Source organism: Methylobacterium sp. J-067 (genome assembly GCF_022829465.1).
Classification (GTDB): domain Bacteria; phylum Pseudomonadota; class Alphaproteobacteria; order Rhizobiales; family Beijerinckiaceae; genus Methylobacterium; species Methylobacterium litchii.
This window is the reverse complement of the sequence record NZ_JAKSXZ010000092.1, coordinates 184,631-203,893: the sequence shown is the minus strand read 5'-3', so window position 1 is coordinate 203,893 and position 19,263 is coordinate 184,631. Positions and strand designations below refer to the sequence as shown.

Below are 19,263 nucleotides of genomic sequence, written 5' to 3'. Positions count from 1 at the left end.
GGACGGGCGGCCAGGCACCTCCCGGTGATAGGCGGGTAGGCTTAACCGTTCGTGTCGCGCAGGGCCTTCGCCCTAATCGCCCGGAACCCGCGCGGCGGTGACCTTGAGGGCCGCCTCGGCCGCGTTCAGCCCCTCCTGCGCGCGGGTGATCGCAGCGGCCCGCGCGTCGCCGGCCTGATTCAGGGCCTCGAGGAACGCGGTCCAATCCGCCCGCGCGGAGGCGGGGATCTCTCCGTCGAGCTTCGCCCGGAGGCTCGCGACCCGCGCCTCCGGGGTCTCCGCCACGGGATTCCGGGAATCGGCTTCGTAGATACCGACCGCACAGGTCTGGTCGCCGGCCTTGGTGAAGTAGGTCGTCTTGGGCTCCTCGATGGTGCCGCCGGGCTTCGGGAAGAGGTAGCGGACGACGCTCACCCGATCGGGCCTCGCCTCCTGCATCATGCTGCGGATGAAGTAGTTGCCGGTGCGGTCATGCAAGTCGCGCACGTCGTGGCCGCGCAGGATCGGGTTGGGGTGGGCGCTCATCACGCCGTCCGGCGCGACGCAGAACACATAGGTGTCGGCCGTCCGGAACCCCTGCGTGCCGGCGGTGAAGGCCGCCAGCGCCTTCGTCTCATCCTGGGCGACGGCGGCGACGACCCGCTTCAGCATCCACTTGGCGCCGGCCTCGGCGCCGGTCGAGGCGTCGTCGCAGGACAGGCCCGCTTCGCTGTCGCCACAGGCGAGGGCGTGGCCGGGAGTGGCGAGCAGCGTGAGGACGGCGAGGATCGGAAGGGCGCGCATCGGTCTCTCCTCCGGGCGGTCCACGAGCGACTCGCCCGTTCGGCAAGCTAGGCCCCCGCGCGGCGCAACGAAAGCCACGAATTGCGCGAATATTACATTCGTTTGTCCGGCTCTGCGATCTCATCAATCGAATTGGGTGGATGTTGCCGATGCGGGAGGCATAGACGGCTGGCGATCTGTATCCACCCCAGCGCGATTACGGCGTTTGCACGCCTCTCCGCATCTCGTCCTTCCGCATCGGCATGGCGTCGATAGTGGCGAACAGGGTCTGCGGCGGGATCGGCTCCGCGGAGACCAGCTTCGATCCGCCGTCCTTGCCGATCAGCACCGCGCGGAACGCCTCCGGCGGCAGGCGCAGGCGCTTGCGCAGGGCCGTCGCCTCCGGCCCGGTGCCCACCGCCTCCATCACGACGAGGTTCCGCTCGGCGAGGCCGTCCCGCACCGGCCCGAGGGCGGCGCGCTGGGCCTTCAGCCCGGCATCGTCCGGCCCCGGCGCCGAGACCACGAGGATGCGCGCGCGCCAGCGCTGGGCGGCCAGGGGGTCGCGGGCCGCCGAGGCCCCGAAGGCCAGGGCCGCCAGGCAGAGACCGGCCACGAACGCGCGCATTCCTCATCTCCCGTCGCAGGACAAGCCCAACGCGCCCACGCCCCGGTCGTTGCGGATTTGCTTCGGCGGGCCGTCCGCCCCAGATCCGGGGCTCGATCCACCCTTGACCACGGGGTCCCCGCATGGCCACCATGAACCGCCGCATCGTCCTGGCCTCCCGCCCGCACGGCGAACCCAAGCCCGGCGACTTCCGCCTCGAGGAGGTGCCCGTGCCCGAGCCGGGTCCGGGGCAGGTGCTCCTGCGGACGAAATGGCTCTCCCTCGACCCCTACATGCGCGGCCGGATGAGCGCGGCGAAATCCTACGCCGCCCCCGTGGAGATCGGCGCGCCGATCACCGCCGAGACGGTCGGCGAGGTCGTGGCCTCGAACCATCCCGACTACAGAATCGGCGAGCTGCTCACCGCCTTCGCCGGCTGGCAGGAGTATTTCGTCACGGACGGCAAGGGCTCCCGCCGGATCGACCCGGCCGAGGCCCCGCCCTCGACGGCGCTGGGCGTCCTCGGGATGCCGGGCATGACCGCCTATACGGGTCTGCTCAACATCGGCCAGCCGAAGGCGGGCGAGACCGTCGTGGTCGCCGCCGCCACGGGGCCGGTGGGCTCCATGGTCGGGCAGATCGCCCGGCTGAAGGGCGCGCGGGCGGTGGGCATCGCGGGCGGGCCGGACAAGTGCCGCTACCTCACCGAGGAACTGGGCTTCGACGCGGCGGTCGATCACCGCGCCCCGGACTTCGCCGACGCCCTGGCCCGCGCCTGCCCCAAGGGCATCGACGTCTATTTCGAGAATGTCGGCGGGGCCGTGTTCGACGCGGTGCTGCCGCTCCTCAATGACTTCGCCCGCCTGCCGGTCTGCGGCCTCGTCTCGGCCTACAACGCCACCGAGGTCCCCCCGGGGCCCGACCGCCAGCCCGCGCTGATGCGCATGGTGCTGACCAAGCGGCTGCGCATCCAGGGCTTCATCGTCTGGGACTTCGCATCCCAGGCCGAGGAGTTCCGCCGGGAGGTCGGCGCGTGGATCAAGGAGGGCCGCGTGCAGTACCGCGAGGACGTGGTCGAGGGGCTGGAGAAGGCGCCGGAGGCCTTCATCGGCCTGCTCAAGGGCCGCAACTTCGGCAAGCTCGTGGTGCGCGTCTCGTCCTGAGCCCCCGGCCCCGAGGCGGTTTTCCTCTCCGGGACGCCGCCTCGGAGCGCTTTCTTCGCCGCACCGCTCGCACGGCGACACAGTTCTTCCGAATATCCATTGCGCAAAAGATGAGTGCGGCGAACATTTCGCCTGCATGACCCGCCACGCGGCGAGGCTTTTTCTGCCTCCCAGAGCAAAGCCGGAAATATCGTCTGGCGCGACGGCGATCTTTGAAAAGGCATTTCATTGACGGGAATGCCGCCCGGCGCCACCCTTTGTGGCGACACCTTGGCATGCCCGGCGCGGAATACGCATCGTCGCGGCCAGACCCACCGGAAAGATCCCGTGATGACCCGTCCGAGACTCGTCGGCCTGAGCGCGAACGTCCAGCGCCCCTCCAAGACGCGCACCCTGGTCGACCTGATCGTCCGCGAGGCCGCCGCGCGCGGCCCCGTCGAGACCCGCGTGTTCGACTTCGTGGATGCGGGCACCGGCCTCGGCGCCGCCTGGACGCGGGACCAGCTCTCCCTCCCTGCCCGGCGGCTGGTGGAGGCCATCGAGGAGGCGGACGGGCTCGTCGTCGGCTCGCCGGTCTACAAGGGCAGCTATACCGGCCTCTTCAAGCACCTGTTCGATCTGGTCGATCCCGCCGCGCTGGCCGGCAAGCCGGTCGCCATCGCCGCGACGGGGGGCGGCGCCCGCCACGCCCTGGTGGTGGAGCATTCGTTCCGGCCGCTCTTCGGCTTCTTCGGCGCGCTTCAGGTGCCGGTGACGGTTTACGCCTCGGATTCCGAGTTCACCGACGGCGCCCTGACCGACCAGGGGGTGCGCGAGCGCGTCGGGCTCGCGGGTAGTCTTCTCGCCGACCTGCTGGCGCACCGGGCGGCGGCGGACGCCCCCCGCGCCCTCGCCGCCGCCCGGTGAGCACCATGACCCTGCACAGGCGCACCCTCCTGGCCGGGCTCGCCGCCCTGCCCGCCCTCCACATGGCCCGCGCGGCGGAACCGGAGGTGCTGCGCATCGGCTACCAGAAGAACGGCATCCTCGTCGTCGCCAAGCAGCAGCGGGCGATCGAGGCCGCCCTCGAACCCCTCGGCCACAGGGTGGCGTGGGTCGAGTTCTCCTTCGGGCCGCCGCTCCTCGAAGCCCTGTCCCTCGGCGGGATCGATCTGGGCCAGACCGGCGACGCGCCGCCGATCTTCGCGCAGGCCGCGAAATCCACCCTCGTCTACGCTGCCGCGCAGGAGGCGGGCGGCTCGGGCTCGGGCATCCTGCTGCCGGCGGGCTCGACCATCCGGAGCCTCGCGGAGCTGAAGGGCAAGCGCGTCGCCTTCGCCAAGGCGTCGAGCGCGCACAACCTCACCGTGGCGGCGCTGGAGAAGGCCGGGCTGTCCTACGCGGACATCGAGCCCGTGACGCTCGCCCCCGCCGACGCGGCCGCCGCCTTCTCGCGCGGCAGCATCGACGCCTGGACGATCTGGGACCCCTATTTCGCCATCGCGGAGGCGGGCGAGGGCGTGCGGGTGCTGGCTACCGCCAACGACATCGCCCCACAGAACAACTTCTTCCTGGCGAGCCGCGCCCTCGCGACCGAGCGGGCCGCCGTGCTCTCGGCCGCCATCGCCACCCTCGGCCGGGTGGCGGAGTGGTGCACCCGGAACCGGGGTGAGGTCGCCGCCCTGCTCTCGCAGGGGACCGGCGTGCCGCTGCCCGCCACGAAGCGGGCGGTGGACCGCACCGATTACGTGATCGGACCGATGAACCCGCGCGTCACCGCCGCGCAGCAGGCCATCGCCGACCGCTTCCATGCCCTGAAGCTCATCCCCCGCCCGATCCGCGTCGCCGACGCGGTGTGGACGGCGCCCGACCGCAACGGCTGACCCCGATGACCCAGACGAAAGCCCTGTCTCCCAGCGCCGATGCGGGCCTGAGCCGGCGCTTGCTCCTTTCCGCCGGCCTCGGCCTCGCGGCGGCCTCCGCCCTGCGCCCCGCCCGCGCGGCCGGCGGCACCGTGCGGATCGGCTACCAGAAATACGGCTCCCTCGTGCTGCTGAAGGGGCGCGGAAACCTGGAACAAGCCCTGAAGCCCCTCGGCTATGCGGTGGAATGGTCGGAATTTCCCTCCGGCCCGCCGCTGATGGAGGCGCTGAACGCCGGGGCCATCGATTTCGGCTCGGCCGGCGAGGCGCCGCCGATCTTCGCCCAGGCGGCGAGCGCGGAACTCCGCTACGTCGCCGCCGAGCCGCCGGCCCCGCGGGGCGAGGCGATCCTCGTGCCCAAGGACAGCCCGATCAAGGACCTCGCGGACCTGCGCGGGCGGACCATCGCCCTCAACAAGGGCTCGAACGTCCACTTCCTGCTGGTGCGCGCCCTGGCGAAGGCTGGCATCCCCTACGATGCGGTGAAGCTCGCCTTCCTCGCCCCGGCGGACGCCAACGCCGCGTTCCTGCGCGGCGCCGTCGAGGCCTGGGCGATCTGGGACCCCTACCTCGCCGCCGCCGAGCGCTCTACGGGGGCACGGGTGCTGGCCGACGGCCAGGATCTGGCGCCGAACCGGCAATTCTACCTCTCCCGGCGCGGCTTCACCGGCGCGAGCCCCGCGATCGTCGCGGAGGTGCTGAAGGCGATCGGCGAGGTCGATGCCTGGGCCGAGGGCCATGCCGAGACGGTGGCGGCCGACCTCGCCCCCTCGGTCGGCATCCCCGCGCCGGTGCTGCGCGTGGCGCTGGAGCGCCTGTCCTACGGCGTCGCGCCCCTCGACGCGGCGGCCGTGGACGACCAGCAGAAGGTGGCGGACGCGTTCCACGCGCTGGGCCTGCTGCCGAAGCCGATCCGCGTCGCGGACGCGGTGTGGACCGCTCCGAAGAAGGCTGCCAGCCGATGAGCCGCGCTCTCACCCTTCCGCGCCTGCGCGACGCCACGGTGCCTTGGCTCCTGCCGGCGGCGCTGATCGTCGGATGGCAGGCCGCCGTCTCCACCGGGCTCGTCTCGAACCGCTTCATGCCCGCCCCGCTCGACGTGCTTCGCGCCGGCTACGACGCCGCGCGAACGGGCGAGCTCTGGACGAACCTCGGCGTCAGCACCCTGCGCGCCCTGGCGGGCTTCGCGGTCGGCGGCGGCATCGGCTTCGCGCTCGGACTCGCCAACGGGCTGTCGCGCCTGTCCGAGACCCTCACCGACACCTCCGTGCAGATGGTGCGCAACGTGCCCCACCTGTCGCTGATCCCGCTGGTGATCCTGTGGTTCGGCATCGGCGAGGAGGCGAAGCTGTTCCTCGTGGCGCTCGGCGTGTTCTTCCCGATCTACGCCAACACGCTGCACGGCATCCGCTCGGTGGATCCGGCGCTGGTGGAGATGGGCCGGGTCTACGGCATGTCCCGCGCGGAGCTGTTCCGTCGGGTGGTGCTGCCGGGCGCCCTGCCCTCGATCTTCGTGGGCCTGCGCTACGCGCTCGGCATCATGTGGCTGACGCTGATCGTCGCCGAGACGATCTCGGCCTCCTCCGGCCTCGGCTACATGGCGATGCAGGCGCGCGAGTTCATGCTCGTGGACGTCGTGGTGCTGGCGATCCTGATCTACGCGGCCCTGGGCAAGCTCGCGGACACCCTCACCCGGGCGCTGGAACGCAGCTGCCTGTCCTGGAACCCCGCCTACAGGAGCGCCTGATGCTGCTCGACGCCGTGAGCCGGGACGCGCTCCCCGCCTCCGCCCCCACCGCCTTCCGCACGGCGGCGCCTCCCCGGCCCGCCGGGCGGGGCCTCTCCGTCACCGTGAACGGCCTGCACAAGAGCTTCGACGGCAACCCCGTCATCGCCGGGCTCGACCTGTTCCTGCCGGCCGGCAGCTTCACGGCCATCGTCGGCCGCTCCGGCTGCGGCAAGAGCACCCTGCTGCGCACGATCCTCGGATTGGAGCGCCCCAGCGCGGGCCGCGTCACCGTCGAGGCGCCCTCGGCCGCCTCGCCCCGCGCGGTCCCGCCGAAGCGCATCATGTTCCAGGAGCCGCGCCTGCTCCCCTGGGCAAGTGTCCTCGACAACGTCGCCGTGGGCCTGACGGGGCTCGGCACCCGCGCGGAGCGTCGCGACCGGGCGCGGGCGGCGCTCGCCGAGGTCGGCCTCGCGGACAAGGCGGGGCAATGGCCCGCGACCCTCTCCGGCGGGCAGCGCCAGCGCGTCGCCCTGGCCCGCGCACTTGTGAGCGGGCCGGGCCTGCTCGCCCTCGACGAGCCGCTGGGCGCCCTCGACGCCCTGACGCGGATCGGGATGCAGGACCTGATCGAGCGCATCTGGCGGACGCAAGGGTTCACCGCCCTCCTCGTCACTCACGACGTGAGCGAGGCGGTGGCGCTGGCCGACCGCATCCTCGTGATGGAGGATGGCGGCGTCGCCCTCGACCTGCGGGTCGACGTGCCCCGCCCCCGCCGCCGGGGCGAGCCGGACCTCGCGCGCCTGGAAGGGCGCATCCTCGACCATCTCCTCGGCGCGCCCCAAGCTGCCTGAGAAAGGACGAAGCAAAATGACCCAACCGCATGACGGGCGCGCCGACGTCCTCTGGTTCCTCCCGACCCACGGGGACGGGCGCTATCTCGGCGCCGCCGAGGGTGCGCGAGAGGTGTCCCTCCCCTATCTCCGGCAGATCGCGCAGGCCGCCGACGAGCTCGGCTATTTCGGCGTGCTGCTGCCGACCGGACGCTCCTGCGAGGATTCGTGGGTGGTGGCCTCGGCCCTCGCCCCCCTGACGCGGAACCTGCGCTTCCTTGTGGCGGTGCGGCCCGGCCTACAGGAGCCCTCCGCCGCCGCGCGCATGGCCGCGACGCTCGACCGGATCTCGAACGGCCGCCTGCTCATCAACGTCGTGACCGGCGGCGATCCGGTGGAACTGGCCGGCGACGGCGTGTTCCTCTCGCACGACGAGCGCTACGCGGTGACGGACGAGTTCCTGCACATCTGGCGCGGCCTCGTCTCCGGCGCGACGGTCAGCTTCGCGGGCAAGCACCTGCGGGTCGAGAACGGGCGGGTGATCTTCCCCTCCGTCCAGAAGCCCTATCCGCCGCTCTATTTCGGCGGCTCGTCGCCCGCCGGCATGACGGTCGCGGCCGAGCATTGCGACGTCTACCTCACCTGGGGCGAGCCCCCGGCGCAGGTCGCGGAGAAGATCGCCGCCGCGAAGGAGGCCGCCGCCGCGAAGGGAAAGACCTTCTCCTACGGCATTCGCCTGCACGTCATCGTCCGCGAGACCGAGGCCGAGGCCTGGGAGGCCGCCGAGCGGCTGATCTCCCGCCTCGACGACGCCACCATCGCCAAGGCGCAGGAGACGTTGAAGCGCCAGGATAGCGTCGGCCAGAGCCGCATGATGGCCCTGCACGGCGGCAAGCGCGACAAGCTCGTGGTCTCGCCGAACCTCTGGGCCGGCGTCGGGCTGGTGCGCGGCGGGGCGGGCACGGCGCTCGTCGGCTCGGCCGATCGGGTCGCCGACCGGATGAAGGAGTACATCGACCTCGGGATCGACCGGTTCATCCTCTCCGGCTACCCGCATCTGGAGGAGGCTTACCGCTTCGCGGAGCTGGTCTTCCCCAAGCTCCCCCTGCGGGAGACCACCGGCCGCGCCGCGAGCAAGGCCCGCAACGACGGTCCGTTCGGCGAGATCATCGCCAACGACCTCGTGCCGCAGCGGCAGGTGTCGGCGAGCTGACCCGCCCTGCCCCGGACGCGGTGGCATAAGGCGGGACGGAGGCTTATGTGAACGAGGCTCCCGCGCCGCCTTTGGATGCCGCCCGTGATCTCGACCCCGCTCGCAGTCCTCGCCTCCGGTGTGATGCTTGCCCTCGTGGCGGCGGGCACGGGCGCGATCATGCTGCAGCAGGGTTCGTCCTTCAGCCATCCGCGCCGGGTCGGCGGGCCGTTCACCCTCGCCGACCTCGACGGCAAGCCGGTGACGGAGGCGGACCTGAAGGGCAAGCCGACCGCCCTGTTCTTCGGCTTCACCCGTTGCCCGGACGTGTGCCCCACCACCCTCTCGACGCTGACGAACGCGCTCGGCCGGATGGGCAAGGACGGCGACAAGCTGAACGTCGTCTTCGTCACCCTCGACCCGACCCGCGACACGCCGGACGTGGTGCGTGACTATCTGACCTCGTTCGATCCGCGCATCCGCGCCCTCACGGGAACGCAGGCCGAGGTCGACCGGATGGCCGACCTCTTCCACGTCCATGTGAAGCGCATCGCCGGCAAGGACGGCGATTACACGCTGGAGCACAGCGCGGCCGTCGAACTCTTCGACCGGACGGGCAAGGTCGTCGGCGAGATCGGCTACAACGAGGAGGAGGCCTCCGCCCTCGCCAAGCTGATCACCCTGGCCTTCCCCGGCCAATGCCATCCCGGCGGCGGCGTCAGCCTCTGGGACGGGGCGGCGGATGGAACCTGCCGCCCCTCGTGAGGGTGGGCCTCAGAAGGACAGCTTCATCCCCCCGGTGATGGTGCGCGGCGCGCCGGCATAGACCGAGCCCGTCGTGGTCGCGAGCACCCCCGCTCCGTTCTGGAACCCGGTCGTCCCGCTGATCGTGTTCGCGAGGTTCTGCGCCGAGGCGACGTAGACCGTGTCGAACAGGTTGCGGACTTCGAGATAGAGGTTCAGCCGCTTGGCGTAGCCGCCGGTCAGCACCGTCTCGTAATGGACGTTGGCGTTGACGATGGCATAGCCCGGCGCCTTCAGCAGGTTCGCGTTGTCGATGTAGAAATCGTCCTGGAAGACGGTCTCCACGAAGGCGCCGAGCCCGGCCAGCGGGCCGGTCGGCACGTCGTAGCCGATCCGCGCCAGAAGCTGGTGCGCCGGCACGCCGGGGATGGTGTTGCCGGCCCGGTCGAAGAACCGGGTGAGGCTCCCGGCGCTGATCTGCTCGACGTAGCGCGTGTAGATCTGATCGTTGAACCCGTAGGCGGCATAGGCTCGCCAGCCGGGGGCGAAGGCCCAATCCGCCCCGAACTCGATGCCGCGATGCTCCGAGGCCGGCGCGTTGAACGTGTAGGCCAGCAGCCCCGCGCCGGGGGATTGCGAGACCAGCTCGTTGCGGAAGAACTCGTAGAAGCCGGTGAGGCTCACGGTAAAGCCCGGCTGCGGGGTCCAGTCGGTGCCGAGGTCGAAGCCCAGGTTCTCCTGCGTCTTCAACTGCGTGTTGTTGCCCGGCAGGCCCGCCGGGGTGATGAACAGGTTCGAGGCGGCCGGCGTGGTGTAGCCGGTGGCCGCGCGGGCGCGCAGCTGCCACGCCTCGCTCGCCCGGTAGACGAGCGCCAGTTCCGGCGCCGTGTTGAGGAACTGGCGATCCGTGTCGGCGACGGTGCGGGTGATACCGCTCGCCGCGTAGCTGTAGGCGAGATTGCGGCCGGTGATGCGGGTCGATTCCGCGCTGATCCCGGCCACCGCCGTCAGCCGGTCGGTGAGCGCCAGCTCCATCCGCGCGCGCCCGCCGAGATTGTCCTGCACGGCGCTCTGGTCGCCGATCAGCCCCCCGAGGCTCGGGCCGTTATAGGGCGCGCGATTGTAGGTCGCGATGTGATTGTCGATGCGGTTGTAGGCCAGCGCCACGTACCCCACCGCCGGCAGGCCGAAGAGGTCGCCGCGCCGGGTCAGGTCGGTGAGGAAGTTCCACGACGGGTACGAGCCGGTCGAGGAGGTCGTGTAGAACGGCTGGTCGAAGTTGCGTTCATCGAAGCCGAGTTGCGTCCGCCACGTCGTATTGGCGTCGAAATCGTGCTCGTAGCGTAGGCCCACGATGGTGCGGCGGTCGTTGCGCTGAAGCGAGGCTTCGGTCGCCGTCACCGCCACGGTGCGCCCGAAGGCGCCGTTCACGAAGTAATTGTAGGTTGTGCAGCCCGGCGCCGCGTTCAGCGCCGAGGCGCAGCCCAACTGGTACGGGTTGATGCCGTACTGCGCCAGGGACGAACGCGCCGCGAGGTTGGCGTGCAACTCGTTGTTGATGACCTTCAGGGTGAAGCGGTTGTCCGGCGTCGGGGTGTAGCTCGCCAGCAGGTTGATGGTCTGGGTGTCGTAGGAGGAGTGGTCCTGATAGCCGTTGCCGCGCACGTCGCTGGCGAACAGGCTGATCTCGAACGGGCCGCTCACCCCGCCGACCGTGAAGTAGTTCGACAGGTACCCGAACGAGCCGGCATCGACGCCATACTCATAGCCGTCGATCTCCCGGCCGGTGCGGGTGCGGAAGGCGATGGCGCCGCCCGTGGCATAATTGCCGAACAGGGCCGATTGCGGCCCCCGGAACACGTCGATCCGGCTGTAGGCGCGTGGATCGGTGATGTCGAACCGCGAGGCGCCGTCCGGCTGGGTGACGATGAACCCGTCCTCCAGCACGACCATGTTCTTGATGACGCCGGTCGAGCGGGCGTTGTTGCCGCGAATCGAGACGATGACGTCCCGCGCGCCGTTGCCCTGGCGCACGGTCACGCCGGGGCTGTTGATGAGCACCGAGCCGATGCTCGTCGCCGGCCGGTCGGCGATGGTGTTCGCGCGGCCGATGGCGGTGACGACCTGCCCCACCGGCTGGTCGATCACGACCGATGAGCTGTTGGGCGGGGCGGCGACGCCGAAGGACCGGACGGTGGCCGGGCCGCCTTCGCCGGTGACGGAGAGTTCGTCCAGCGTCACCGTCTCCTGCGCCCGCGCGGGCGAGGCGCCGACGAGGCACGCGCCGCAGAGGAGCACGGCCGGCGCGGCGCGGCGGGCCACGACGCGCCGGAGGGCGAGGTCGAGGCCGAGCATCACGAGGATCGCGAGGCCGGTGAGCGGGAACAGGGCGCCGAGCCCGATCACCAGGGCGGTGACGCCCGCCATCACCCGCCTGTCGCGGGGCCAGGGCGGGGTGCCGAGGCCGCCCTTCGGCCGCCGCTTCCACCACATCGTGGCCGCCGTGACGGAGAGCAGGATCGTGGCGAGGCAGAAGGCCAGCATGGCGAACTGGTTCGCCCGTCCCCAATACTGGCCGAGATGGATGCCGATCCCGTACTGGATCAGCCGCCCCACGGGGCCGAGTTCCTGGAAGGGCACGTCGACCAGGGGCTTGCCGGAATATTGGTCGAGGGTGATGACCCGCTGGCGGGCGACATCCTTCGGATAGACCGCCGCCGCGTAGACCCCCTGCGGACCCATCGGCAGGGACAGTTCGTAGCCGCGCGGCATCCCGAGCCGGCCGAGGATCGCGGCGGCCTCGTCGATGCCGATGGGCTTACCCCCAGCGGTGGAACGCGGGACCGGCGCGTCCCGCATGGTCCAGCCGGTGGAGTCGAGCACCTGCCCCATCGGGACGGTCGAGACCGGCTTGCTCGCCCAGAGGATCGTCGGCTGGCCGAGGCCGGCGGCGTTCGACCAGTGGCGGAGCTGGTCGCCCCACCAGACCGACCAGGGCAGGCCCGTCAGCGCCAGGAAGAGCAGCCCGCCCCCCGCGATGATTCCGGTGACGGCGTGGAGATCCCGCCACCACACCCGGCGGCGGGGCGTGGCGCGGATCGTCACGACCCCGCCCTCCTGCCCGCGCGGCCACCAGAGATAGACGCCCGTGAGCACGAGGATGATCGCGAAGCCGGCGACGACCTCGATGATCCCGTTCGCCAGCGGCCCGAAATAGGCGAGGCTGTGCAGGCGCTTCACCACGGTGAAGAACTCGGAATCCCGGTCCACCGTATCGAGGACGGTGCCGTCGGCGGGGTCGAGATAGACGAGGATCCGGCGCGGCCCCTCGGCCAGCGTCACCACGGCCGAGGCATCGGGCCGGGCGGGGTCGGCGTAGGAGAGCGGCGTGCCGCCGGGGACCGCCTGCGTCGCCTCGAAGATCAGCCGGTCCGGCCCCAATGGCTTGGCCGTGGGCGCCACGATGCTGCGGCTCGCGAAGACGGTGGCGTTGATCTCGTCCTTGAAGAGGTACAGCGCCCCCGTCGCGGAGAGGGTGACGAGGAAGGGCAGGCAGAGCAGCCCGGCATAGAAGTGCCAGCGCCACACGGCGCGGTAGACGGCATCGCGCGAAACGCGCGCGGCCTGCGCGACGCCGAGCGGGCGGGCGCTGCCGGAAAGCGAAAACGACATGGGAATGGGTCCGTGGCTGAGCGATCGGGGACGGATCGGTCAGACGGCGGGCGGACCTCGGGACGAGACGGCGCGGTTCGGCGGGCCGCGCACGGGCGGCCGCTCGGCGACGCGCCAGACCGGCGCCACGTTGCGGCGGCGCGGGACGACGAGGGCGACGGCCTGCGGGACCGGCGCAACGAGGGGCTGGGCGAGATGGGCGGCGAGGCAGCAGAGCTGCTGCGGACAGGGCGTGCCCTCGTCGGCCGGGGCACCGTCATGGGCGGCGCAGATCACCCCGTCGGCGTTGAGGAACGTCGGGACGGGCTGGATCGAGACGAGGAAGACCTGAAGCAGCAGGCCGTAGAGCGCGGCCACCGTGATGACCGCGCGGCATCGAGCCGATCGGTCTGAGGGCCTGCGCATGGATCTTCACTAGGCGGGAGAATCGGCCCGCGTCAACGCCCCGCGTGGCCTCGCGCGGTCAGCGTTTCCACACCCCGAGGCGCTCGCTGCGGGCATGGTCCTCGGCGGCCACGAGTTCGGGGCTCGCCTCGGGGGAGGCCCGACCGCCGCCGTTGTAGAGCACCACCTCCGAGAGGTCGCGGCCATCGACGGTGCAGTTCATGTTCTCGCTGCCCGGCGCCGGCTGGCAGCTCACCGTGCGCCCGCCGATGTAGCGGGCGAGTTCGTCCGCCTGCCCGCCGCGCACCCATTCGACGCCGAACAGGTGCAGCAGCTTTCCGCCGACCTTGAGGGTCGCGGTGTCGATCACCTGCACCGTGCCGGTGATGGCGTTGGCGGCGGGAGGCGGGGCGTCGGGCTCGGGGTCGCCCCGTCCGTCGCCTTCCGGCGGCGGCGTGACGTTGTCCGGCACCGAGGGCGCGCGGGCGGTCTGGGCCGGCTGGGGGGTCGGCTCCGGCGCCGTGGTGGGCGCGGGCGCAGGCGCGGTCTGGGCCTGACGGGTGGCCGGCGGCTGCGCCGTCTCTGGCGAGCGGGGGGCGCTCACGACCACCGCCAGGAGCGCCATGGCGCCCGTCGCCACGGCGGCGGCGCCGAGCCAGAACCGGCCGCGATGCCCGTCCGCGTCCCCTGCGGTGATCCGGTCGCGCAGGGAGCCGACACGCTCGCCCAGGGCCTCGCGGACGTTGCCGCCCGCCTCGCCGTCCCGCTGCAGGCGGCCCCTCAGGGTCGCGAACGCCCCGGCGGCCGAGCGGGCCAGGGCCCGGCCCTGCACGGAGGAATGTTCGGCGAGGGAGCGCGCCCGCTCCGATTGCGAGCCGATGAAGCGCGCCGTGGCGGCCCGCATCTCGGAGGCCTGCGTCGCGAGGGCGGATTCCGCCGCGGGCTTGGCCTCGGGCCCGGGGGCCGGCTCCGGCTCGGGGGGGAGGAACAGGCCGGGATGCTTGGTGCGCTGCTCGGCGATGAGGTCGCCCAGGGTGAAGGGGCGTGGCTCGGCCCCCTCCCCCGCCGCGTGAACGCGCGGGGCTCCGTGCCGGTCGAGGACGCGGTAGCCGGGTTCGCCCTCCCGCGGCTCCAGGGCCGCCTGGAGGATCAGGAGCAGGGTGCGCTCGGCCACCGGATGCGGCCGCGCCTTGCGGATCTCGGCGAGGACGACCTCACGCAGGGCGGCACGCTCCGGCGCGTCGAGCCGGGGATGCGCCGCCGCCTTCTCCTGATCCGCCGCGACTGTCGAAGCCGTCATCCGCCCCTGCCTGCTGCTCCCGCCGGCCGGGAGGGCGGGCGGGGAACGATGGGAGGCTCTTAGCCCCTGCCCGCGGACGGGGCCAGGGTCTCGGCCCGCGCCTGCCCGGCGCCGTCGCGGTGCAGCACCCGCCCGCTCTCGGCGACGATGACCGGGCGCTGACCGGCGAAGCTCACTTCGAGCACCAGTTCGGACGCGCCCCGCGACACCGCGCCTCGCTGCGGGTTGGCGGCCCGGAAATCGACGATGGCCCGCACGATGCAGGTCGCCCCGTCCGGGGTGCAGCGGGTGCTGAAGGCGCGGGCCGCGTAGCGCCGCTCCGGCCAGCGCCGCACGAAGCCGCGCTTCTCGTCGAGGAGCCCGGCCAGCGTGGTCGGGCGACCGTAGAAGCGGACGCGGGTGCCGTAGAAGCGCGGCGTGGCCCCGACCATCTCATCCCCCGACGAGGAGACCACCGAGAGGTAATCCAACGCGAGCGCCTGGGCGGCCTCGACCCGGCCGGCTGGCGCGGGGCCTTGCGCCCTCGGCGCGGCGACCGGGCCCGCGGCGGGGGTGTCGGCAAGGCGGGTCGCGCGGCGGGCGTGAAGCTGGCGCGGCGCCGGGCGCTCGACCTCGGCCTGACGCGTCGGGCGCTTCGGACGGGCGGCCGGGGCGGCGGCGGCCTTGGTCGGCGGCGCCTCGGGGGCGGCCTTCACGGGCGCCTCGGCCGCCGGAGCGGGCTTCGGCGCGGCCGGGACGGATTTCGGCGGATCGACCCAGGCGCGTGGATCGGCCGAGGCCGGCAGCGCGAGCAGGGGCAGCACGAGCCCGAGGGCCGTGGCCAGGGTGCGGAAGGGAATGGGGGTGGCGCGCATGGGACCGGCCCGACCGAAGCGAGGGGGGAGGCTCTAGGAGAAAAACGCGCCCGGGTGCCGCATCGGTTCCGGGCGAAGAACAGGCATCGCAGGTGCCGACCCGACTCACCAGTGGCGAATTCCGGGGATGATGGGGTTGAGTTCACGCGTCTGACGACCAAGTGCCGAAAAGCAACACGTGTGGCGACAGCCGGCGGAGAACGATGCGCAACCCCATGACGGTCTCCCGATGACCGCGCAGACCCGTCGGGCGCTGCTCTGCTGCAACGCCAAGGCCCGCAACGGCAGCCTCTCGCTGGACGAGGTGCGTGCCGTCCTGCGCGCGGGGGGCATCGAGCCCGTCGATCCACCGAACGACGGCGATGCCTGCGCCGCGATCCGGTCGATGGCGGGCGAGGTCGATCTTGTCATCCTCGGCGGGGGCGACGGCACCATGAACGCCGCCGCCGAGGCCCTGGTGGAGACCGGCCTGCCGCTGGCGATCCTGCCGCTCGGCACCGCGAACGACCTCGCCCGGTCCCTCGGCCTCCCCCTCGATCCGCTGGCCGCCGCGAAGTTCATCCCAAGCGCGCAGCCGCAGCCGGTCGATCTCGGCTGGGTCAACGGCCATTACTACTTCAACGTCGCGAGCATCGGCTTCTCGGCCGAACTCGCGGGCGAACTCACCTCGGAGGCGAAGAAGCGCTTCGGCGTGTTCGGCTACGCGGTCGCCGCCGTGCGGGTGCTGCGCCGGGTGCGCCCCTTCGGCGTCACCATCGAGCACGACGGCAAGGTGGAGAAGGTCACGACCATCCAGGTCTCCGTCGGCAACGGCCGCCATTACGGCGGCGGCATGACGGTGGAGCAGGAAGCCGCCGTCGATGACGGCAACCTCGATTTCTACAGCCTGGAGGTCGCCCATTGGTGGCGCCTCCTCGCCCTGCTGCCGGCCCTGCGCCGGGGGACGCACGGCAAGGCGGCGGACGTGCGTGCCTTCAAGACGCAGGAGATCCGCCTGACGACGCGCAAGCCCCGGCCGATCAACACCGACGGCGAGCTGACCACCCACACCCCGGCCCACTTCAAGGTGATGCCGAAGATCCTGCGGATCTACGCGCCGCCGCCCTCCCAGCGGGGCTGACCCCGCGCGTCACTTCGCGCGGCACTCTATATTGATCTACTGGGAACAACCGAAAGTAGTTATCTTTATTCGGTGGGATACAGCGATCTTCATTGCCTCAATCACACGCGATCATGGTAGACCCATCGCCTCAGGACTGAAAGCCCAGGGTTCAAGGCGCCGCGATGGCCAGAGCGATCGTTTACGATTTCGGTATGAACAAAGGCGACGACGTCGAGTACTATCTCGCGAAGGGTCACGACGTCGTCGCCGTCGAAGCGAATCCCGCCCTGTGTGAAGACTGCGTGGCGCGGTTCGCCGTGGAGCTGCAATCCGGGCGGCTCACCATCCTCAACGCCGTCATCACCGACGCCGACGACGAAGGCGAGGTGGATTTCTACATCCACAAGACGAACCATGTCCTGAGCCAGTTCCCGGCTCCGCGCCCCGACCAGAGGGACGAGTTCGACCGGGTCCGGCTGCCCAGCATCCCGGCCGCCACGATCGTGCGCCGGCACGGCGCGCCGCATTACATCAAGATCGACCTCGAAGGGTTCGATCAGAACGTCCTGAGGAACCTGTTCGCGGCCGGCATCAGGCCCCCCTTCCTCTCGGCGGAGAGCCATTCCATCGAGGTGTTCGCCCTGCTCTGCGCGAACGGCTACAAGTCATTCAACCTCGTCGACGGAGCGACCGTCAACCAGGTCTATCGGCACACCATCATCGTCTGCGCGACGGGACGGAAGTGGTATTCCTTCAAGTTCCACTCGGCCGGGCCCTACGGCCTCGACCTCATGTCGCCCTGGCTCGATGCGGAGGCGTTCTTCTACAAGCTGGCGGAGGCCAAGCTCGGGTGGAAGGACATCCATGCGAGCCGCGAGCCCATGCCGAGCCGGCTCACGCCGCCGCTGAACGGCGCCGTGAGGAGCTGGCACTGGGGTTACGGGCCACCGCCCGCAGACCCTATCCCGCCGCCGCCCTCAGGGCCGGGGTCGGCACCGGCGCGTGACCGTACAGGCCCCGGTGCTTGGTATCGGGGGCAAGGCGGTCGGTGAGGCCGATCACCGTCTCGGCGGCGCCGAGCAGCAGCGCGCCGCCGGGCACGAGGCTGTTGCCGAACCGCGCCAGGATCTCCGACTTGGTCGGCGCGTCGAAGTAGATGAGCACGTTGCGGCAGAAGATGACGTCGAACGTGCCGAGCCCCTCGTAGCCGTGCAGCAGGTTGAACTGGCGGAACTCGACCATCGACCGCAGCGAGGCCGCGATCTGCCACTGTTCTCCGATCTGCGTGAAGTACTTCAGCAGCCACTGAACCGGCAGGCCGCGCTGCACCTCGAACTGGCTGTAGAGGCCGAGCTTGGCCTTATCGATCACCTCGCTGGAGATGTCGGTGGCCACGATGTCCACCTGCCAGCCGGCGAGCTTGGCGCCCGCCTCCTGCAGCAGCATCGCGATGGAATAGGGCTCCTGCCCCGTCGAGGCCGCCGCGCACCAGATCCGCAGCCGCCGCCGGGCGGCGTTGCGGGCGATGGCCTCCGGCAGCACCACGTCCCGGAAGAGGTCGAAGGGCAGCCGGTCACGGAAGAAGAAGGTCTCGTTCGTGGTCATGGCCTCGACCACGGCGCGCTCGATGGCGGTGTCGTGGCCGACCTTCAGGCTGCCGATCAGGTCGCGCAGGGTGGCGTAGTTGAAGCGCCGGCAGACCGGGGCGAGTCGGCTCTCGACGAGGTACCGCTTCTCGGCGGTGAGGGCGAGCCCGGAGCGCTGCTTGAGGTAGGCGCGCAGGAACTCGAAATCGAGCTCTGTCATGCCGGTTGACCCGTGATCATGGCCCGGAGCGCCGGGCCGATCTCGGGCAGGGGCAGGATGGCCTCGGCGAGGCCGGCGCGGGCGACGCTGCCCGGCATGCCCCAGACGGTGCTGGTGGCCTCGTCCTGGGCGAGCACCGGGCCGCCCGCCTCCACGAGGGCGCGGGCCCCGTTGGTGCCGTCCGAGCCCATGCCGGTGAGGATCACCGAGGCGGTCGCTGCGCCGAAGATCGCCGCCGCGTCCTTGAACAGCACGTCCACCGCCGGGCGGCAGAAGTTCACCGGGGCGCCGTCGTTGAGCTTGATCACCGTGCCGCCGGCCACCGCCGCGAGGCCCATGTGGCGGCCGCCGGGGGCGACGTAGATCCGGCCCGGCTCGATGCGCTCGTCGGCCTTGCCCTCGGCGGCCGGCAGGCCGACCCGCGCCGAGAGGTGCTCGGCGAACACCGCCGTGAAGACCGGCGGCATGTGCTGCACGATGAGCGTCGGTACCCGCCGCAGGGCCGCCGCGCCGATGCCGGCCAGGGCCTCGCCCACGGCGCGCGGGCCGCCGGTCGAGGAGCCGATGAGCAGGACGCGGGGGGTGGTGGCGACGCGGGCGCGGGGCCGCAGGACGACGGGGGCGGCGGGCTTGGCCGCCGCGACGGGCGCGGCCGGGACCGGCGTGGAGGTCTGCGTGGTGGGCGCGGCGGTGGTGCGCCGGCCCCGGGCGCGGGCGGCGCCGAAGACGCGGACGCGCTCGATCAGGTCGGTGCGGAAGGCGTCGGAGGTGGTGACGCCCCGGTTGCTCTCCGGCTTGGCGATGTAGTCCACCGCGCCGAGCGCGAGGCATTTCAGGGAGATGTCGGCGTTGCGCGTGGTCAGCGTCGACATCATCACGACCTGGAGGGTCGGGCTCGCCGCGAGCATGCGCGGCAGCGCCTCCGTGCCGTCGAGTTCGGGCATGTCGATGTCGAGGAGCACCACGTCCGGGTCGTGGCGCGACATCATCTCCAGGGCGATCTTGCCGTTCGAGGCGGTGCCGACGAGCTGGAACCCGGCCTCGGTGATCCAGCGGGCGACGAGGCCCCGGACCACCGCCGAATCGTCGGCGATCAACACGCGCACCGGGCTGCTCGGCGTTGAGGCAGGCATGCGCGGCGCCGCCGCCGCAGGACTCGAAGCCATGACCTTGTCCTCTCCCCTCGCCGACCCGATCCGGGCCCCGAAGGCGCCGCA

Annotated in this window: 18 protein-coding genes and 1 pseudogene; 10 read left to right on the top strand and 9 right to left on the bottom strand. The window is 71.6% G+C overall.

Annotation, left to right across the window (positions count from 1 at the left end; translation table 11 throughout):
- Nucleotides 1-72: 72 nt before the first annotated feature.
- Together MKK52_RS10045 and MKK52_RS10040 are read right to left on the bottom strand one after the other, a co-directional pair.
- Nucleotides 73-783 (bottom strand): cache domain-containing protein, encoded by a 711-nt coding sequence (locus MKK52_RS10045; RefSeq protein ID WP_243953645.1) that lies wholly within the window; start codon nt 781-783, stop codon nt 73-75.
- 196 nt (nt 784-979) lie between these two features.
- Nucleotides 980-1,390, bottom strand: coding sequence for a DUF4174 domain-containing protein (locus MKK52_RS10040; protein WP_243953644.1), 411 nt, complete (start codon nt 1,388-1,390; stop codon nt 980-982).
- Between the two features lie 122 nt (nt 1,391-1,512).
- Between MKK52_RS10040 and MKK52_RS10035 the strand changes: the two genes are divergently transcribed.
- From MKK52_RS10035 to MKK52_RS10000, 8 genes are all read left to right on the top strand, one after another.
- Nucleotides 1,513-2,532: an NADP-dependent oxidoreductase gene (locus MKK52_RS10035; RefSeq protein WP_243953643.1), complete on the top strand. Its 1,020-nt coding sequence runs from the start codon at nt 1,513-1,515 to the stop codon at nt 2,530-2,532.
- A 330-nt stretch (nt 2,533-2,862) separates the two neighbouring features.
- Entirely contained in the window at nt 2,863-3,438 is a 576-nt protein-coding gene (gene msuE / locus MKK52_RS10030; protein ID WP_243953642.1) for an FMN reductase, read from the top strand.
- 5 nt (nt 3,439-3,443) lie between these two features.
- Complete coding sequence (locus MKK52_RS10025) at nt 3,444-4,394, top strand: aliphatic sulfonate ABC transporter substrate-binding protein (protein WP_243953641.1); 951 nt, start codon at nt 3,444-3,446, stop codon at nt 4,392-4,394.
- Nucleotides 4,395-4,399: 5 nt separating this feature from the next.
- Nucleotides 4,400-5,398: a sulfonate ABC transporter substrate-binding protein gene (locus MKK52_RS10020; RefSeq protein WP_243953640.1), complete on the top strand. Its 999-nt coding sequence runs from the start codon at nt 4,400-4,402 to the stop codon at nt 5,396-5,398.
- Complete coding sequence (locus tag MKK52_RS10015; RefSeq protein WP_243953639.1) at nt 5,395-6,180, top strand: ABC transporter permease subunit; 786 nt, start codon at nt 5,395-5,397, stop codon at nt 6,178-6,180. Before MKK52_RS10020 ends, MKK52_RS10015 begins: the two co-directional genes overlap by 4 nt.
- The gene (locus MKK52_RS10010; RefSeq protein ID WP_243953638.1) at nt 6,180-7,013 is read left to right on the top strand and encodes an ATP-binding cassette domain-containing protein; all 834 of its coding nucleotides are present in this window, start codon (nt 6,180-6,182) and stop codon (nt 7,011-7,013) included. Before MKK52_RS10015 ends, MKK52_RS10010 begins: the two co-directional genes overlap by 1 nt.
- Nucleotides 7,014-7,029: 16 nt before the next feature.
- Nucleotides 7,030-8,205 carry an FMNH2-dependent alkanesulfonate monooxygenase gene (ssuD, locus tag MKK52_RS10005; protein WP_243953637.1) on the top strand — a complete coding sequence of 392 codons (1,176 nt, stop codon included), beginning with the start codon at nt 7,030-7,032 and terminating at the stop codon, nt 8,203-8,205.
- Between the two features lie 84 nt (nt 8,206-8,289).
- A complete protein-coding gene (locus MKK52_RS10000) occupies nt 8,290-8,949 on the top strand; it encodes an SCO family protein (protein ID WP_243953636.1) in 660 nt (219 codons plus the stop codon).
- 9 nt (nt 8,950-8,958) lie between these two features.
- Here the strand turns inward: MKK52_RS10000 and MKK52_RS09995 are convergent, their stop codons facing one another.
- The 5 genes and pseudogenes from MKK52_RS09995 to MKK52_RS09975 all read right to left on the bottom strand — a co-directional run bounded on the left by MKK52_RS09995 (nt 8,959) and on the right by MKK52_RS09975 (nt 15,138).
- Nucleotides 8,959-11,283, bottom strand: a complete 2,325-nt coding sequence (locus MKK52_RS09995) for a TonB-dependent receptor family protein (protein WP_243953784.1) — start codon at nt 11,281-11,283, stop codon at nt 8,959-8,961.
- Nucleotides 11,284-11,418: 135 nt separating this feature from the next.
- Nucleotides 11,419-12,600, bottom strand: a pseudogene (locus MKK52_RS09990) (PepSY-associated TM helix domain-containing protein); the annotation flags it as partial.
- A 39-nt stretch (nt 12,601-12,639) separates the two neighbouring features.
- On the bottom strand, nt 12,640-12,957 hold the full coding sequence (locus MKK52_RS09985) for a hypothetical protein (RefSeq protein WP_243953635.1): 318 nt from the start codon (nt 12,955-12,957) through the stop codon (nt 12,640-12,642).
- A gap of 106 nt (nt 12,958-13,063) precedes the next feature.
- Complete coding sequence (locus tag MKK52_RS09980; RefSeq protein ID WP_243953634.1) at nt 13,064-14,284, bottom strand: thermonuclease family protein; 1,221 nt, start codon at nt 14,282-14,284, stop codon at nt 13,064-13,066.
- A 59-nt stretch (nt 14,285-14,343) separates the two neighbouring features.
- On the bottom strand, nt 14,344-15,138 hold the full coding sequence (locus MKK52_RS09975) for a hypothetical protein (protein WP_243953633.1): 795 nt from the start codon (nt 15,136-15,138) through the stop codon (nt 14,344-14,346).
- A gap of 229 nt (nt 15,139-15,367) precedes the next feature.
- On the opposite strand from MKK52_RS09975, the gene MKK52_RS09970 reads away from it, so the two are divergent.
- Both MKK52_RS09970 and MKK52_RS09965 read left to right on the top strand, forming a co-directional pair.
- Entirely contained in the window at nt 15,368-16,258 is an 891-nt protein-coding gene (locus MKK52_RS09970) for a lipid kinase (protein ID WP_243953632.1), read from the top strand.
- Between the two features lie 164 nt (nt 16,259-16,422).
- On the top strand, nt 16,423-17,292 hold the full coding sequence (locus MKK52_RS09965; protein WP_279597738.1) for an FkbM family methyltransferase: 870 nt from the start codon (nt 16,423-16,425) through the stop codon (nt 17,290-17,292).
- Here MKK52_RS09965 and MKK52_RS09960 read toward each other — a convergent pair.
- Complete coding sequence (locus MKK52_RS09960; RefSeq protein WP_243953630.1) at nt 17,201-18,046, bottom strand: CheR family methyltransferase; 846 nt, start codon at nt 18,044-18,046, stop codon at nt 17,201-17,203. The genes MKK52_RS09965 and MKK52_RS09960 overlap by 92 nt on opposite strands.
- Complete coding sequence (cheB, locus tag MKK52_RS09955) at nt 18,043-19,212, bottom strand: chemotaxis-specific protein-glutamate methyltransferase CheB (protein ID WP_243953629.1); 1,170 nt, start codon at nt 19,210-19,212, stop codon at nt 18,043-18,045. Before cheB ends, MKK52_RS09960 begins: the two co-directional genes overlap by 4 nt.
- Between the last annotated feature and the right edge of the window lie 51 nt (nt 19,213-19,263).